15 protein-coding genes are annotated in these 14644 nt (G+C 68.0%); 5 read left to right on the top strand and 10 right to left on the bottom strand.

Features of this window, described 5'->3' with window-relative positions; genetic code table 11:
- Window positions 1-16: 16 nt before the first annotated feature.
- The 7 genes from trxA to ABD255_RS01735 are packed head-to-tail and all read right to left on the bottom strand — an operon-like array spanning window position 17 to window position 7308.
- Entirely contained in the window at window positions 17-334 is a 318-nt protein-coding gene (trxA, locus tag ABD255_RS01765) for a thioredoxin (RefSeq protein ID WP_344208992.1), read from the bottom strand.
- A complete protein-coding gene (gene trxB / locus ABD255_RS01760) occupies window positions 331-1293 on the bottom strand; it encodes a thioredoxin-disulfide reductase (protein ID WP_344208990.1) in 963 nt (320 codons plus the stop codon). Before trxB ends, trxA begins: the two co-directional genes overlap by 4 nt.
- A 1-nt stretch (window position 1294) precedes the next feature.
- Window positions 1295-2104, bottom strand: a complete 810-nt coding sequence (locus ABD255_RS01755; RefSeq protein WP_344208989.1) for a DUF1684 domain-containing protein — start codon at window positions 2102-2104, stop codon at window positions 1295-1297.
- Window positions 2091-3284, bottom strand: coding sequence for a PLP-dependent cysteine synthase family protein (locus ABD255_RS01750; RefSeq protein ID WP_344208988.1), 1194 nt, complete (start codon window positions 3282-3284; stop codon window positions 2091-2093). The genes ABD255_RS01755 and ABD255_RS01750 overlap by 14 nt, the downstream gene beginning before the upstream one ends.
- Window positions 3281-4351 carry an S-methyl thiohydantoin desulfurase family protein gene (locus tag ABD255_RS01745; protein ID WP_344208987.1) on the bottom strand — a complete coding sequence of 357 codons (1071 nt, stop codon included), beginning with the start codon at window positions 4349-4351 and terminating at the stop codon, window positions 3281-3283. The genes ABD255_RS01750 and ABD255_RS01745 overlap by 4 nt, the downstream gene beginning before the upstream one ends.
- The gene (locus ABD255_RS01740; protein ID WP_344208985.1) at window positions 4342-5904 is read right to left on the bottom strand and encodes a hydantoinase/oxoprolinase N-terminal domain-containing protein; all 1563 of its coding nucleotides are present in this window, start codon (window positions 5902-5904) and stop codon (window positions 4342-4344) included. Before ABD255_RS01740 ends, ABD255_RS01745 begins: the two co-directional genes overlap by 10 nt.
- A 6-nt stretch (window positions 5905-5910) precedes the next feature.
- Window positions 5911-7308, bottom strand: coding sequence for a purine-cytosine permease family protein (locus tag ABD255_RS01735; RefSeq protein WP_344208984.1), 1398 nt, complete (start codon window positions 7306-7308; stop codon window positions 5911-5913).
- Window positions 7309-7453: 145 nt separating this feature from the next.
- Between ABD255_RS01735 and ABD255_RS01730 the strand changes: the two genes are divergently transcribed.
- Both ABD255_RS01730 and ABD255_RS01725 read left to right on the top strand, forming a co-directional pair.
- Window positions 7454-8488 carry an S-methyl thiohydantoin desulfurase family protein gene (locus ABD255_RS01730; RefSeq protein ID WP_344208983.1) on the top strand — a complete coding sequence of 345 codons (1035 nt, stop codon included), beginning with the start codon at window positions 7454-7456 and terminating at the stop codon, window positions 8486-8488.
- Complete coding sequence (locus ABD255_RS01725) at window positions 8485-10056, top strand: helix-turn-helix domain-containing protein (protein WP_344208982.1); 1572 nt, start codon at window positions 8485-8487, stop codon at window positions 10054-10056. The genes ABD255_RS01730 and ABD255_RS01725 overlap by 4 nt, the downstream gene beginning before the upstream one ends.
- A gap of 22 nt (window positions 10057-10078) precedes the next feature.
- On the opposite strand, the gene ABD255_RS01720 is transcribed toward ABD255_RS01725, so the two are convergent.
- Window positions 10079-10738, bottom strand: a complete 660-nt coding sequence (locus tag ABD255_RS01720; RefSeq protein ID WP_344208980.1) for a response regulator — start codon at window positions 10736-10738, stop codon at window positions 10079-10081.
- Window positions 10739-10740: 2 nt separating this feature from the next.
- Window positions 10741-11730, bottom strand: a complete 990-nt coding sequence (locus ABD255_RS01715; RefSeq protein ID WP_344208978.1) for a HAMP domain-containing sensor histidine kinase — start codon at window positions 11728-11730, stop codon at window positions 10741-10743.
- 258 nt (window positions 11731-11988) lie between these two features.
- Here ABD255_RS01715 and ABD255_RS01710 point away from each other — a divergent pair, with 258 nt between their 5' ends.
- The 3 genes from ABD255_RS01710 (at window position 11989) to ABD255_RS01700 (ending at window position 13520) form a co-directional block, all read left to right on the top strand.
- The gene (locus ABD255_RS01710; RefSeq protein ID WP_344208976.1) at window positions 11989-12303 is read left to right on the top strand and encodes a TraR/DksA family transcriptional regulator; all 315 of its coding nucleotides are present in this window, start codon (window positions 11989-11991) and stop codon (window positions 12301-12303) included.
- Between the two features lie 66 nt (window positions 12304-12369).
- A complete protein-coding gene (locus ABD255_RS01705; RefSeq protein ID WP_344209078.1) occupies window positions 12370-12732 on the top strand; it encodes a hypothetical protein in 363 nt (120 codons plus the stop codon).
- Window positions 12663-13520 (top strand): rod shape-determining protein, encoded by an 858-nt coding sequence (locus tag ABD255_RS01700; RefSeq protein WP_344208974.1) that lies wholly within the window; start codon window positions 12663-12665, stop codon window positions 13518-13520. The genes ABD255_RS01705 and ABD255_RS01700 overlap by 70 nt, the downstream gene beginning before the upstream one ends.
- A 32-nt stretch (window positions 13521-13552) precedes the next feature.
- On the opposite strand, the gene ABD255_RS01695 is transcribed toward ABD255_RS01700, so the two are convergent.
- Window positions 13553-14599, bottom strand: a complete 1047-nt coding sequence (locus ABD255_RS01695) for a slipin family protein (protein ID WP_344208972.1) — start codon at window positions 14597-14599, stop codon at window positions 13553-13555.
- Between the last annotated feature and the right edge of the window lie 45 nt (window positions 14600-14644).

Genomic DNA, 14644 nt, shown 5'->3' with positions numbered 1-14644 from the left:
GTCCGGCGCCGGTCGATCAGGAGAGCAACTCGTTCAGCTCCTGCAGCAAGGCGTTCTTCGAGCTCACACCGTGCAAACTCTTCAGCACCTCACCGTCCCTGAACACGTGAATGGTCGGCACACTGCTGACCGCGTAGGCGTCCGCGGTGGCCGGGTTCTCCTCGATGTTCATCGAGAGAACCTCGAGCGTCCCGGCGTACTCCGCGGCGATCTCCTCGAGAAGTGGTGCCAGTTTGCGGCACGGGCCGCACCACTGCGCCCAGAAGTCCACGAGGACCGGCTTGCGGGCCTGCAGGACCCGCGTACTGAACTCGGCATCGGTGACAGGAATCATTGGACGCTCCTCGGGTTCTCGGCTCGTTGCTGCGACGCCGCGAGGTAGCGCTCCACATCCAGGGCAGCGGCACACCCTGTGCCGGCGGCCGTCACTGCCTGGCGGTAACGGCGATCGACCAGATCCCCGCACGCGAAGACGCCGTCCAGGTTGGTGTGGGTGGTCGGGTGAGTGACCTGTACGTAGTTCTCCTCGTCCAGCTCGACCTGGCCCGTCAACAGCTCCGAGCGCGGATCGTGGCCGATGGCAATGAACAGCCCACTGACGTCCAGCGGCCGGGTCTCGCCGGTCTCGGTGTCACCCAGCATCACGCCTTCCAGTCTGTCTCGGCCGCGGATCTCTACGAGCTCGGCGTTCCAGATCAGTTCCAGCTTCGGATCGGCGAAGGCCCGTGCCTGCATGATCTTGGAGGCACGCAACTCATCGCGCCGGTGAATCAGGTAGACCTTGCGAGCGAACCTGGTCAGGAACGTCGCCTCCTCGACCGCTGAGTCTCCCCCGCCGACGACAGCGATCTCCTGGTCGCGGAAGAAGAACCCGTCACACGTCGCGCACCAGGACACCCCGCGACCGGACAACTCCGCCTCGCCGGGGAGCCCGATCCTGCGGTAGCCCGAGCCGGTCGCGAGGATCACCGACAGCGCCTGAGACGTGTCGGTGGCGGTCGTGACGACCTTCAGGTCGCCGGTCAACTCGACATCGGTCACATCGTCCGCCACCAGTTCGGCGCCGAACCGCTGCGCCTGGGCGCGCAGCTCGTCCATCAGCTTCGGCCCCACGATGCCGTCGCGGAAACCGGGAAAGTTCTCCACCTCCGTGGTGTTCATCAGCGCTCCGCCGGCGGTGACGGATCCTTCGAACACCAGCGGCCGGAGGTTCGCGCGAGCGGCGTACAGCGCCGCGGTGTAACCGGCCGGCCCGGAGCCGATGATGATGACCTCGCGGACTTCGGTCGTCATCTCAGTACCTCGGCCTCTGCCAGCAGACGCGGCGTTCGCCGGCGCGGACTGCCAGGGCCAGCTTGTTCTGCGGCGGTGGGATGGGGCAGCTGTAGAAGTCGGAGAAGCCGCAGGGAGGAATGAAGGCACGATTGAAGTCGACCGAGACACTCGATCGATCACCGGTGACCTGAGTGCGGAGGAACCGGCCCGGTGCGTAGGACTCCGCGCCGGTGGTCGCGTCGGCGAACACGATCACCAGCTCCGAGCCGTCGAGGAACGCGACCAGCTCGTGGCGGACGCCGCTGATGCTCACCATGACCGTTCCCGGCACCTGCTTGACATGACCGGTGTCGACCGAGCGGGTGAAGGCCCACGGCACCGCGTCCGTCGCGCCGTAGGCGTGGAACTCCCCCGTCAGCAGAAACTCCGGGGCATAGTCGTACACCTCGATGCCGCCGAAGTTGTCCAAGGCATCGGAATACTCGTCGTACACCCGCAGCTCGTAATCGGACCCGTCGAGGCTGAAAACCTCGTACGCGAAGTGCTCCCGGCGAACCACGGGGCCGGTGCCGGCCCGCAGCCGCCCGACGAAGACCTCCCCCGCAACCGGCTCGCCGTCCACCGTCACGCCGTAGCCCTCCGGCGTACGCAACCAGATCCCCTCGCCGTCAGCCACCCGCGCCGACGCCTCGACCGCACCCTCGATCGGCGCCCACTGGTCGCCGAGCGCCTGATAGGAGACGAGGGTCAGATTCCCCGGGGTCGAGGTCACCGACCGGGTCCGATCCGCGCACCATTGCTTCCAGCGCTGAAGCTCATCCGCCGACATGTGTGGTCTCCTTCGTCGAGTGTTCCTGCACGTCCTCGGTACCGGCCAGACAGCTGGCGGCCGTCGGGTGAGGACTCCCCGTAGCACCGAACCCGTCGCTCCAGGCTTGCGCGAGCATCGACTCGTACGGCCGGATGTCCCAGCCTTGCCCGCGCAGCCAGTCGGGGTCGAGATAGGTAGCGGTGTAGCGATCGCTGCTGTCGCAGATGAGGCTGACGATGCTGCCCGTCTCACCCGCGGCTCGCAGTTCCGACGCCAGCGCGAGGGCGCCACAGAAGTTGGTGCCGGTCGATGGTCCGACGTTCAGGCCGAGTTCCTCGGTGAGCATCCGCATCGCGGCGATCGACGCGGGGTCGGGAATCCGCATCATCCGATCGACGACCGCCGGCAGGAAGCTGGGCTCCATCCGCGGTCGCCCGATGCCCTCGATCCGCGATCCGGCGGCCGAGGCGCCGCCGATTCCGGCGTACCGGTCGAAGAAGACCGATCCCTCGGGATCCACCACCGCCAGCCGAGTGGACGCGCCCCGGTACCGGAGGTACCGCCCGATCGTGGCCGAGGTGCCACCGGTGCCGGCGCCGACCACGATCCAGTGCGGCTCCGGATGCCTCTCGAGGCTCAATTGCTCGAAGATCGACTCGGCGATGTTGTTGTTGCCGCGCCAATCGGTGGCTCTCTCGGCGTACGTGAACTGGTCGACGTAGAGTCCGCCGCACTCGTTCGCGAGACGAGCCGCCTCGTCGTACACCTGCTCGGCCCGATCGACGAAGCGGCACGTACCACCCTGCGCCTCGATCAGCCGGACCTTGGACGAACTGGTCCCCCGGGTCATGACGGCCACGAACGGAACACCGATCAGGCGTGCGAAGTGGGCTTCGCTGACAGCTGTCGAGCCACTCGACGCCTCGACCACCGTCGTACCGGGACCGATGGCCCCGGCGCACAGGTGATACAGCAGCAACGAGCGGGCCAGCCGATGCTTGAGGCTTCCGGTCGGATGGGTGGACTCGTCCTTGAGGTACAGGTCCACCCCGCCGGCCACCGGCAGCTTGATCAGATGGGTGTCCGCGGACCGATTCTGGTCCGCCATGATCTCCGCGACAGCGCAGGCGACCCAGGTGCGATCATGACCGCCGGCCTGGACCATGTCGAAGGACAGCCGGGCCCGCTGGGCCGTCATGGCGCCACCGGCCGGTAGTCGTGGTCGTACCCGAACTTTCTCGGCCCGACCAGCTCCAACGCCGCCGCGGTGCGCCAACGCTCGTGACAGGGAAGGGCGAGTACGGCGACGCGGTAGCCGAACCGCAGCGACTCGGTGGTGAGCGGTTCGCCGTTCTCCGCATCGAGCACACAGATGAGGTCGGGCACACTCGCGACCAGCTCCCCATCCAGGCGGGCCACCAGATGCTCGTTCTGGAAGTCCAGCTCGAGCCGGCTGCCGGCCCACTCGTCGAACCCCTCGATGATCGCCGACCCCCGCGCGAAGCCTGCGACAGTACGCCGCTGGACATCGACCACTGTCCCTCGTGCGAGCACTCGACCGCGGGCGTGAGCCGCGACGGCCTCGGCCGCGTCCTCGTGTGCCGCTCTGGTCTGCTCGACCAGCAGGCCGAGGTCCCGGGCAAGTGTCAGCGTGTGCGGGACCAGCGATTCGCGCGCTTCCCTGCCATTCAGCGGATAGAGGGCGATCGTCGCCGAGCAGCCCATCTCGACCGTCGCCGACCTGGCGATCCGCTCGGCCCACTCGTTGTCCACGGCTGTCAACAGCAGGGCGTTGCCCTTCTCGTCGGCCAGCGCCATCGGCGAGCACGAGATCCCGTCGACCGTCAGCAGAACCATCTGCAGCTCCGGAAAGGCTCGTCCCATGCCGTCGGCATCGACCAGGGGCAGCCCGGTCATCGCCGCGCTGACGATCGGGACCATCGAGTTCAGGCCGCCGACCTCGAGGCATCCGACGTGGGAGACGGCGCGGCCGCGGTACTGCTCCAAGCTCGCGAACGCGCGCCGGAACTCGTCCCCGGCCGGCGCCTTCTCCACGATCACCGTCGGCGCGCCCATCAGCGCGACCGGCAGAACGAACGCGTCGTCCTGAAGCTCGCCGGGAGGTACGAGCCGCACCGGACCATGGCGCTCGATCGCGTGCTGAGCCATCAGCGATCCCAGCCAGGGGTCGCCACCACCACCGGCCCCCAGGATCGCGGCGCCACGGGCGATCACCGTTACGTCTGCCGCTTCGATCAACTCCACCTGCGTCCTCCGTCCAGCATCAGATCTCCTACGGCCTTCACCCGCACCCGGACCGCGTCACCGGGCAGATAGGCGATCGGAAGTTCGTCGACCTCCACGACCGCCACGGTGGCCGGGTCCGCGCCGGCCGTGACGGCGCGTGCGACCGCCTCGTCCTGCGCCTCGCGCAACATCGAGGTCCGGTCCTTCGTGTCTCCGGCGTAGATGTGGTCGACCTCGCCGCTGACCTGAGCGATGGCGGCGCCGATGGCGTTGGCCACGGCGTAGTCATCGGGACGGATGACCGTCTCGAATCCGGGAACCTCGTCCAGGAGCAGGATGCTGCCGCCGCCGACCAGGACCAGCGGCACCGGCTCCGGCGTCGTACGCATGGTGTTCGCGAGATCGCCGACTCTCCGGCTCACCTGCGCGAGCGCCGCCGAGACCTGCCGGGGATCCAGGTCGGCCACGGCCTCGGGGTCACCGAGATCGGCCAGTCCTCCGGCCACCGCGATGTCGGTCGCCGTCAGCGAACGCCCGCCGAAGACCCGGGACTCTTCACGCAGCCGATAGCCGACGCTCTCCGGTCCGACCGCCACGGTGGGATCGAACGACACGACGCTGCCGCCGCCGATCCCGATCGACACGACGTCGGGCATCCGGAAGTTGGTCCGGACCCCGCCGATGTCGACAGCCGTCGTGGCGGGCCGCGGGAAACCCCGGGTCACCGCGCCGACATCGGTCGTGGTGCCCCCGACGTCGACGACGATGCAGTCCTTCAGGCCGGTGAGGAGCGCCGCGCCGCGCATCGAGTTGGTCGGGCCGGCCGCGAAGGTCGCGACCGGGTAGCGGCGGACGAAGTCGACGTCCATCAAGGTGCCGTCGTTCTGGGACAGGTACAGCAGCGAGTCGATGGAAGTGGACGCGAGCGCCTGCTGGAACGCCGAGGTCACCCGGTCGGCGATCGAGAGCAGCGCCGCGTTGATGATCGTGGCGTTCTCCCGTTCGAGGAGCCCGAGCCGGCCGATCTCGTGCGACAACGAGACCCGGAGCTGCGGCAGTTCCGAGGTCAGGATCTGCGCCGCCTCCAACTCCATCTCCGCCGTCGCCGGTGAGAACACCGAGGTCACCGCGACCGAGGTGATGTCGTTCGAGGCCAGGTCCTGCGCAATCCGCTTCAGTTCGTCGGGCTCGAGGTCGGAGATCCGCCGTCCGTCGAACTCGTGTCCGCCGCGGCACATGTAGGCGCGGTCGCCCAGGGCCATCCTGAGATCCTTGGGCCAGCCGGCCATCGGCGGCACGCCGGCGGCGGCCGGCATGCCCAGCCGGATCGCCGCCGTCGGCGCGAGCCCCCGCCGTTCGATCACCGCGTTGGTGAAGTGCGTGGTGCCGATGGCCACCGCGGCGATGTCGTCGGTGCCGACCCCGCTGCCTGCCAGCAGGACCCGGAGCGCCTCGACCACGCCCGCGGTCACGTCCGGCGAGGTCGCCTGCTTGGTCGCGGCGCGGACCGTGCGCCCGTCCATCAGGACGGCGTCGGTGTTGGTGCCGCCCACGTCGATGCCGATGTGCATGAACTGTCAGCCCTTCTCGGTCGGACGGATGCGGATGCCCCGGGCCAGGCCGAGCTTCCCGAGACCGATGTGCAGCGCGAAGGCGACCAGGAGCGACGAGACGGCCGGGACGTTGATCGCGGCCAGGAACTCGGGATTCTCCGACGAGTACTTGCCGAACGCGTATGCCACCGCCCAGGCGACGAGTCCGGCCGGCACCCAGTCGGGAACTGTCGTCGGAAGCGCGTTCCGGGCCCGGGACTCGTCCAGCTCGGCCCGCCATGTCCGCAGGACGAAGTAGTCGGCGACCATGATCCCGGCGATCGGCGGGAAGAGGATGCCCAGCTCGACCAAGTAGGCCTGGAAATGGTCGGCGAAGCTCAGGGCGGACAGCACCGACCCGATCAGTCCGAGGGCGACCGCGGCCACGGCCCGGTTGAGGTTCTTGCCGAACAGGCCCTGCGCCGCGTTCACCAGGCCGAGCGACGAGGGATAGAGGTTCCAATCGTTGATCTTCAGGATCGAAGCCACCAGGATCAGCACGCCCAGGGTGCCGGACGTGGACTGGATGATGCCGATGACCAGTCCGGCGTCGGAGGAGGCGCTCGCCTTGACCGCGTGGGCCAGCAGAACGCCGGCCACTCCGACGTAGAACTCGCCGAACGTCACACCGACGACGGTCTGCTTGACGACGTCGGCGGTGCTCCTGTTGTAGCGCGCCATGTCGGGGGTGAAGATCGCACCGACGATGAACCCGCCGGCGACGATGGTGGTGCCGACCGCGAGCGAGATCTCGGTCCCCGCCGGCGGCGCGTTGATGAGGCTCGACAGCGAGTGGTGGCGCAACTCCGACACCATCGACCAGGTCGCCAGCAGGAGAAACGCCGGCACGGTGACATAGGCGACCCAGGTCATGCTGGCGAATCCGTACACGACGATCAAGGTGACCGCGACTCCCCCCAGCACACAGAGCAGCCACACCGGCACGGCTGGGAAGACCACATGCAGGCCCTCGGCGAACACCTCGTTCTGGACCGCGAACCATCCGGTCAGGCTCAGCGCCAGTCCCAAACCGACCAGGGTCGAGCCCTTGCATCCGAATCCGGTCCAGCGGGCCAACACCGACGTGGACAATCCCTCCCGGACAGCGGCCATACCGAGGAAGATCGTGACCACTTCCAGCAGCACGGACCCGATCAGGATCGCGAGCATCGCGTCCCAGAAACCCATCCCGACACCGATGCTGGCCGCCAGGAAGAACTGCGCCAGAGCCGAGAGCTGGCCGAATCGCTGGACCGCGACCGACCACCAGGAGTAGCGCGCCGAGGCGGGTACCCGGGAGAAGGCGTAATCGTCGTGACCCACCAGCGACGGGGATTCTTCAGGGGATGCGCCCGGGGTGTCGAGCGTGTGTCCGTGAGTCATGTGCGTCTCCACTGGAAAGGCGGCTCACACCGCGTGATGCCGGCCACGTTAGGAGTCGGTCTTGGGGGCAACAACCTCTCGGATATGTGCAAAACGCCCTGATTCGCGGGTCTATAGAGGCATATTGACGAGTTACCTTGGCCTTATGGCGGTTTCTCGCGTGACCTTGAGCGACGTACCGAACCTGAGTCTGGGATGCGCCGTCCTGGGTTCCGGCGGCGGTGGGCAGGTCAGCGGAGCGGCCGAACTCCTCAGCCAGACGTTGGAACTGGGGGCTGTCGAGGTCGTGGCGCTCGACGCTCTGCGCCCGGGCGCCCGGACTGCGCTCGTGGGCGCCGTCGGCTCGCCCACGGTCATGCTGGAACGACTGCCTGGCAACCAAGAGTTCGTCACCGCGGTCCGTGCGTGGGAGAGGCACGCAGGTGTGCGCCTCGATGCTGTATGCCCGCTGGAGATCGGTGGCGTCAACGGCATCCTGGGAGTCAACGTGGCGGCCCATCTGGGGCTGCCGGTCGTGGACGCCGACGGGATGGGACGCGCCTTCCCCCGATTGGACATGACAGTGCTCGCCGGACAGGTTCCCGCCGCGCCCGCGGCACTGGCCGAGTCGCGCGGCGCGACGGTCGTCCTGGACGGGCTCAGCGATACCGACGTCGAGGGCGCGGTACGACGCCTGCTGCCTTCGCTCGGAACCTGGTCGGCGATCTGCCTGTATGGCGGCGAGGTCAGCGCTTCGCGAGGTCTCGTCCGCGGATCCATCAGTCGCGCCCTCGAGTTGGGCCGCATCCTCAAGAAGACCAGGTCCACGAATGCGGCCGGCCTCCTCGGTCTTCATACCGCTCCGCAGTTCGCCGGCACGGTCATCGAGCTACTACGCGCCCGGAGCGGCCAGGGCGTGGCGACGATGGAAGGTCACGTGGACCCGGGTCAGACGCTCCGCATCGACTTCCGGGAGGAGTACGTGCTGGCAACCCTGGACGGAGAGCAGGTCGCGTGCGTCCCCGACATCATCACCCTGCTCGATGTCCGGACGCGCCTTCCAGTGCTCGCTGAGGAGCTGAGAACCGGTCAGCGTCTGGAGTTGCTCGTCCTCGCGGGTCCCGTCACCGGAGACGGCGGGCCGGCACCGGCAGGTCTCGCCGACTACGGCCTCCACCCAGGCATCGGGAGCGTCGCATGAGCGATCCACGTCCGGTCCGGCTCGCCGACCTGCTGGCCTTGCCCACCTTCGGAACCGCCACCGTCCTGGCGACCGAGACCGCACCGGACCGCCTGGTCCGATCGGTGATCACGGTGGAGGCGCACACGGCCCTGAGCACCGAACTGGCGCCGAGCTCCGTGGTCATCCTGGTCGTCAACGGGCAGGCCGCTCGCTGGGACCACCTGATCGAGCTGCTCGTACGGCGTACTGCGTCCGTCGGCGCCGTCGGCGTGATCGCACCGAGTCCGCCCGGGCCGGTTCCCGCATCGATACCGCGAGTGGCGGCACGACTGCGGACACCGGTGGTCCTGCACGACCCCGAGCTGTCCGGACTGGCCCTCGCTGTCCAGCTGGAACTCGCGGTGCGAGATCACCGGCTCGGCGAGAGCGGCGTACTCCTCCGCGTCGCCGGCGCGCTGGGGACGGCAGACTCCGATCCGACGAACCTACTCCGGGTGGCGGCCGACGAACTTGACGCCAAGGTCGCCCTGGTGGACACCACCAGGGTCCGTCTCGGTCATCAGGACCTTCGATTGCCTCGCACCACCCTGGAGAAGTGGACCCGACCAGACACCTTGGAGTATGACGGTCGCAGAGCAGCCATCATGCCCGTCGTTCTGACCCCGGAACCGGTCTGGCTGATCGCGGAACGCGAAGCGGCCGGGCCGTTGTGGCCTTCCTTGGCCCGTGACGTCCTGGCGCTGATCCGCGGCGACCTGGTCGCCTGGATCACGAGGGAACGCATAGCGGCGGAACGCAAGGCCCGCACCCGGAGTCTCGTCCTGGACGACCTCACCCACCGCGGCACCGCGTCGCCGGGCCTGGCCGCAGCCGCGGCGGAGCTGGGCTGGGTCCTCGCGGGTTGGCACGTCGGGTTCCACATCTGCGTCCAGGCCGGCAAACCCGCGGAGCTTTGGGAGATCGAGGAGGCGGCGGCCGAGATCCGGCGCGACGGGATCGATCTCCAAGGCTTGGTGGCCCGCAGCAACGGCTGGGCCGCCTGGCTCGACTGGATGGAGCCGCCGAATCCCGAGGTGGTCCGGCGGGCGATGCAGGAAGTCCGCGCCCGGCTCGACACCCTCCGGGACCGAGAAGCCGGCCGGGCCGTGGTCGTCGGCGTGGGTTCCCCGCAGTCGAACGCCGAGGGCCTCGGGAGAACCCTGCGCGAGGCGCGGGAAGCAGCGCAGTCCGCCGGCCCTGATCCGCGCGAGACGTCGGTCCGCGCCGTCCAGGACCTGGGGGCGTCACAGTTGCTCGTCGGCTGGTACGGATCGCAACTCTTCACCGAGGCAGCCCACCAGGTCCTCGGACCTCTACTGGACGACGAAGACACGCTACGCACCTTGGAGAGCTACCTCGAGCGGGCCTGCTCCACAGCCCAAACAGCCCGTGCCCTGAACCTTCACCGCAACACCGTCACCCAGCGGCTGGCCAAGGTCGAGCGTCTGCTCGGCGTCTCCCTGGCCGCCGCGGACACCCGACTCGCCCTGCAACTGGCCCTGAGAGCCCGCCGGAGCCGCACAACGCCTCCCCGACCTGGTAGGTGACACCGAGGCAACGCCCGTGGGATCAGGGCTCGATCAGGCCGGCCCGGATCGCGTAGCGGGCGAGCTCCAGGCGGTCGCGGAGCCCAAGCTTCTGGAGCATGTTCGCCCGGTGGCGCTCGACCGTTTTGACGCTGATGAACAAGATCTCGGCGATCTCCTTGGAGGAATGACCCTCGGCGACGAGTTTGAGGACTTCCTCCTCGCGGGCGGTCAGTATCTGCTCCGGGATCGCCTGGCCGAGCCGGGCTCTGTTCAGGTAGTTGCGGATCAGCGCGTTCACCGCTCCCGGATAGACGAAGGGCTCGCCACGCATCGCCGCGTGGCAAGCCTCCACCAGGTCACGGTCGGCCACGGACTTCAGCACGTACCCCGACGCTCCCGCTCTCAGAGCCTGGAAGAAGTACTGTTCGTTGTCGTACATCGTCAGCATCAGGATCCGCAGGTCGGGATGGCGCGCTGACAGCTCACGTGCAGCCTGTAGGCCGGTCATCCGTGGCATCGCGATGTCGAGAATCGCCAGGTCGATCTCGGTGGACCCGGCCAGTTCGACGGCCTCCCTTCCGTCCCCCGCTTCAGCGACCACCATGAGGCCCGGTTTGCTGTCCAGGATCAGCCGTACGCCGCGTCGCACCAGCGCATGATCGTCGGCGAGCAGGATCCGGATCGCCTCCGCTGCGGCCATGGTCAGGTTCCGTTCCGGTCGAGAGGCACCAGCAGGTTCACCTCGGCACCACCTGTCGGCGAGACACCGAGATCAAGCGTCGCACCGACAAGCAGAGCACGCTCCCGCATGCCACGGATACCGGCTCCCTCGTGCGCCAAGCCGAGACCGCGGCCGTCGTCACGGATACGGAGGCTGACAACTCCCCCGCCGTGCTGCAGGGAGATTTCGACGCGGCCGGCGTCGGCGTGCCGGGCCACGTTGGTCAGTCCCTCCTGTGCGACCCGGTAGATGACCAGTTCGGTCTGCTCGTCCAATGCCGGCAGGCCAGGCTGAAACTCGTGCAGTATCGCGAGGCCGGTGTGCGTGGACCAGTCGGTCGCCAGTGCGGTCAACGCACTGACCAGACCGAGATCCTCGAGCACGCCGGGCCGCAGCCTGCGCGCCAGCCGGCGTACCTCGTCGAGACTCTCGCGAGTCGTCTCCTGCGCATGGTGCAGGTCCGTGCGCAGGTCGGCGTCGTCCACTCGTTCGGCCGCGCGAATGAGTTCCAGCAGGACGGCGGTCAGGCTCTGGCCGACCTCGTCATGAAGCTCCTGCGCGATCCGTCGGCGCTCCGCTTCCTGGGCAGACAGCGCTCGGGTACTACTCGCCGCACGTTCAGCCTCCAACCGCGCCAGCATGTCGTTGAAGGCACTGATCAAGTGCGAAACACCACCCCGTCCTGCGACCGGCAGGCGCTGCCCGGGCCGCAGCAGATCGACCGTCGCCATCCGGCGGCTCAGCCGGTCCAGCGGAGCCAGACCCACATGCAGCAGTACGGCGTTCGCGACCAGCATCACGACCATTCCGCCCACCAGTACCACAGCCTCGGTGAACAATACGGGGACGGACACTGTCACCGGCGCCCACAGCAACAGCGCTGTCGCAGACGCAAGCACCACCGCGTTCAGCGCGAAGATGCGCCAGAACAATGGCACTGCGAGCACCCCTTCCTTCACCGGCGCAGTCACACCCTCAAGCCTGCCCGCTGACCGGCCGCCAGGTCGATCGGGTCCAACCCTCAGCTGCCACCCGGTACCTACAGCTCTCCATCCATCCGAAATGGGTGTCAGGCCCGATGGTCAGTCATTGCAGCATCACCGATGGTGGAGACAGAACCAAATCACGAGCCTCACGACGGATGGCGCAGGCTGCCGGCGTATGCGCAACGCTTCCCCGCGTACGCCGGCCTCTCGTTGCCGCAGTCCCCTGAAAGGAGCCGATTTACGATGACCGCCGGCACCGGCCGCACCCAGCACCTCAGCAGGCACGAAGCACGCCAGCGGCTGGAACACGAGCGCAGCTCCCGCCTTGCCCAACTCAGGGCGATCGAGGAGTCGGCCCCGCACGCGGACAAGAACCTCCAGGAGGCCCAAACCGCGGCGATCGAGCGCGTGCTCGAAGAGATCAAAGTTGCCGAACAACGCCTGGCGGACGGCGCCTACGGAACCTGCAGCAGCTGCCGAACCGAAATCCCCGTGGAGCGTCTCGAGATCCTGCCCTACGTGCAGTTCTGCGTCGGGTGCCAGCAACGCGTCGGCTGAGCGCGCGGAATCTGCCGCTGTCTCCCCATCGAGCTGTACTTTCGCCTCCACCCGAGGAGTTCCGTCGTGGCGCGTCAGGTCTCTGCAGTCGACACCCATCATCTCGAACCCGCGGAACTTGCCGTTCTGCGGGCGAGACTGCACGAAGATCGCCGGTTCCGATGCCAGCAACTCCGAGACATCGCCGCCCACGGAGCCGACCCGACCGGCTCAGCTGACAGCGCGGCGCACAGCGAGGTCCGTCACCAACTCACCGCGGCCGCACAAACCGCGCTCTCCGAGATCGAGGCCGCGCTGACCCGAATGGACGCGGGGCGCTACGGCGGATGCGGCCGGTGTGGCCGCACCCTCAGCCTTGAATGCCTGACCATCCACCCTCAGGCGCGCCACTGCACGCGGTGTCAGCAATTCCTGGACAGGCAACCATGAGCGGGGTCCGCAGAGCAGGAGAAATCCGTTCCGGAGCCTGGCTACGAAGCCGACTCGGTTCGAGCCTCGCGCTCGATCTCGGGAGTGTACGAACGCGCGCTTGGGTCCCTGACCATGGCCTGATCGTTGATGCACCCACGATCGCGACGTCGCCTACCGGTGTCAGCTATCCCGTCTCGAGGGGCAGGATCACTGACGTGACCGGCACCGCCCACCTGCTCGGTCGCCTTTTGCTTGACCGTACCGATCTCGCTCCGCGGCCTGAGATGGTCGTCGTGACGATTCCCGTCCTCTGCTCCGAGGCCGATCGACGCGGAGTCCTCGCGGCAGTCGAAATCCTCCAGCCCCGCACAGTCATCACTGTCGACGGCGTCAAGGCTGCCGCGATCGGCGCCAGGACCGACCTGGCGAGACCTCTCCTGGTCATCGACCTGGGGGCCCGCCTGACGGAGCTGGCCGTCCTGGCAGACGGAGCGGTGCTCGAGGCACGCAGCACTCCCCACGGCACCGCGGACCTTCGCACCTCGATCTCGATCGACGATCTCGTGGAGAACATCCGCACCATGGTTGCCGACCTGCTGAGGCACGACTGCGGCGCTCAGGTCGTTGACGCGCTCGACAGAGGACCACTGCTAGCCGGTGGTGGCGCCCTGCTTCCAGCCATCACCTACCAACTCTCCAAGCACCTGGCATGCCGGGTCCAACCGGCGCCCGCCCCGTACACCGTCGCCCTCCGCGGCGCTGGTGCCGTCGCCCTCGCCGCCCTGCGTCACCCAGGCTCTCGCTAGCCAATCCGATCCAGCGGTTCGTGCGGGGGGCGTCACGGTTGCCATGCCGGGTCGGCACAGCCCGCGGGGAGTCCGCCCCACTGAGGTTGTGCCGGCCCGGCCGTTCGAGTGTTCAACGCTGCGCCGGCCGTGGCGTGCGGCTTGGCGGCCAATGCTTGCGGCGACCCAGAGCGGCCGGGTGAGACCCGCCCGGCGCCTGACTCGGGATGCTCCAACTCTGCGACCTTCGGTGAGCCGGCTGCGAACGGGACCGGCGACCCGTTCCCCTCGGCCGCGTCCTGGGCGGCCCTCGGCGTATGGGTACCTGGGGACTTGGCGTTCTCGGGCGGCGTCGAGCGTTCCAGAAACCGGAGCAGTTCGACGGGGAAGGGCAGCACCAGGGTCGAGTTCTTCTCCGCCGCGACTTCGACGACGGTCTGCAGCAGACGAAGTTGCAGAGCGGCAGGGTGTTCGCTCATGACTTCGGCGGCCTGGCCCAGTTTCTCCGAGGCCTGCAGTTCGCCGTCGGCGGTGATGATGCGGGCTCTGCGCTCCCGCTCGGCTTCGGCCTGGCGTGACATGGACCGCTTCATCGTCTCCGGCAGCGCGACGTCCTTGATCTCGACCCGTTCGATGTGCACGCCCCAGTCGAGTGCGGGACTGTCGATCATGAGTTCCATGCCCTGGTTGAGGCGTTCCCGGTTGGACAGCAGGTCGTCCAGGTCGCTCTTGCCGATGATCGAGCGCAGGGACGTCTGCGCGACCTGCCCGATGGCCGAGATGTAGTCCTGGACGTCGACGGCCGCGCGGACCGGATCGACCACGCTGAAATAGACCACCGCGTCGACGCGAACCGTCACGTTGTCGCGGGTGATGCCGTCCTGCGCGGGGACAGGCATCGTGATGATCTGCATGTTGACCTTCTGCAACCGGTCAGCGATCGGCACCAGGAACGCGATACCCGGTCCCCGGATCACGGGACGGACCCTGCCGAACCGGTACACGACACCGCGCTCGAACTGCTTCACCACGCGGACGCAGGCCGCCGATCCGATCAGGCCGACGACCAGGGCTGCGAGTAGTACGTAAACGATGATCATTTGCTTCTCCGTACGAGGCGCTCGCGCGGCTCACCGGCACTCAGC

This window comes from Kribbella sancticallisti (assembly GCF_039530625.1).
Taxonomy (GTDB): domain Bacteria; phylum Actinomycetota; class Actinomycetes; order Propionibacteriales; family Kribbellaceae; genus Kribbella; species Kribbella sancticallisti.
Note: the sequence above shows the minus strand (reverse complement) of the source record. Positions and strands in the feature narration are given on the sequence as shown.

What these genes read in the sequence shown, in the direction of transcription:
- trxA (WP_344208992.1), bottom strand. Translation starts at nt 334, where the DNA reads ATGATTCCTGTCACCGATGCCGAGTTCAGTACGCGGGTCCTGCAGGCC.
- trxB (WP_344208990.1), bottom strand. Translation starts at nt 1,293, where the DNA reads ATGACGACCGAAGTCCGCGAGGTCATCATCATCGGCTCCGGGCCGGCC.
- ABD255_RS01755 (WP_344208989.1), bottom strand. Translation starts at nt 2,104, where the DNA reads ATGTCGGCGGATGAGCTTCAGCGCTGGAAGCAATGGTGCGCGGATCGG.
- ABD255_RS01750 (WP_344208988.1), bottom strand. Translation starts at nt 3,284, where the DNA reads ATGACGGCCCAGCGGGCCCGGCTGTCCTTCGACATGGTCCAGGCCGGC.
- ABD255_RS01740 (WP_344208985.1), bottom strand. Translation starts at nt 5,904, where the DNA reads ATGCACATCGGCATCGACGTGGGCGGCACCAACACCGACGCCGTCCTG.
- ABD255_RS01735 (WP_344208984.1), bottom strand. Translation starts at nt 7,308, where the DNA reads ATGACTCACGGACACACGCTCGACACCCCGGGCGCATCCCCTGAAGAA.
- ABD255_RS01730 (WP_344208983.1), top strand. Translation starts at nt 7,454, where the DNA reads ATGGCGGTTTCTCGCGTGACCTTGAGCGACGTACCGAACCTGAGTCTG.
- ABD255_RS01725 (WP_344208982.1), top strand. Translation starts at nt 8,485, where the DNA reads ATGAGCGATCCACGTCCGGTCCGGCTCGCCGACCTGCTGGCCTTGCCC.
- ABD255_RS01720 (WP_344208980.1), bottom strand. Translation starts at nt 10,738, where the DNA reads ATGGCCGCAGCGGAGGCGATCCGGATCCTGCTCGCCGACGATCATGCG.
- ABD255_RS01710 (WP_344208976.1), top strand. Translation starts at nt 11,989, where the DNA reads ATGACCGCCGGCACCGGCCGCACCCAGCACCTCAGCAGGCACGAAGCA.
- ABD255_RS01700 (WP_344208974.1), top strand. Translation starts at nt 12,663, where the DNA reads ATGCCTGACCATCCACCCTCAGGCGCGCCACTGCACGCGGTGTCAGCA.
- ABD255_RS01695 (WP_344208972.1), bottom strand. Translation starts at nt 14,599, where the DNA reads ATGATCATCGTTTACGTACTACTCGCAGCCCTGGTCGTCGGCCTGATC.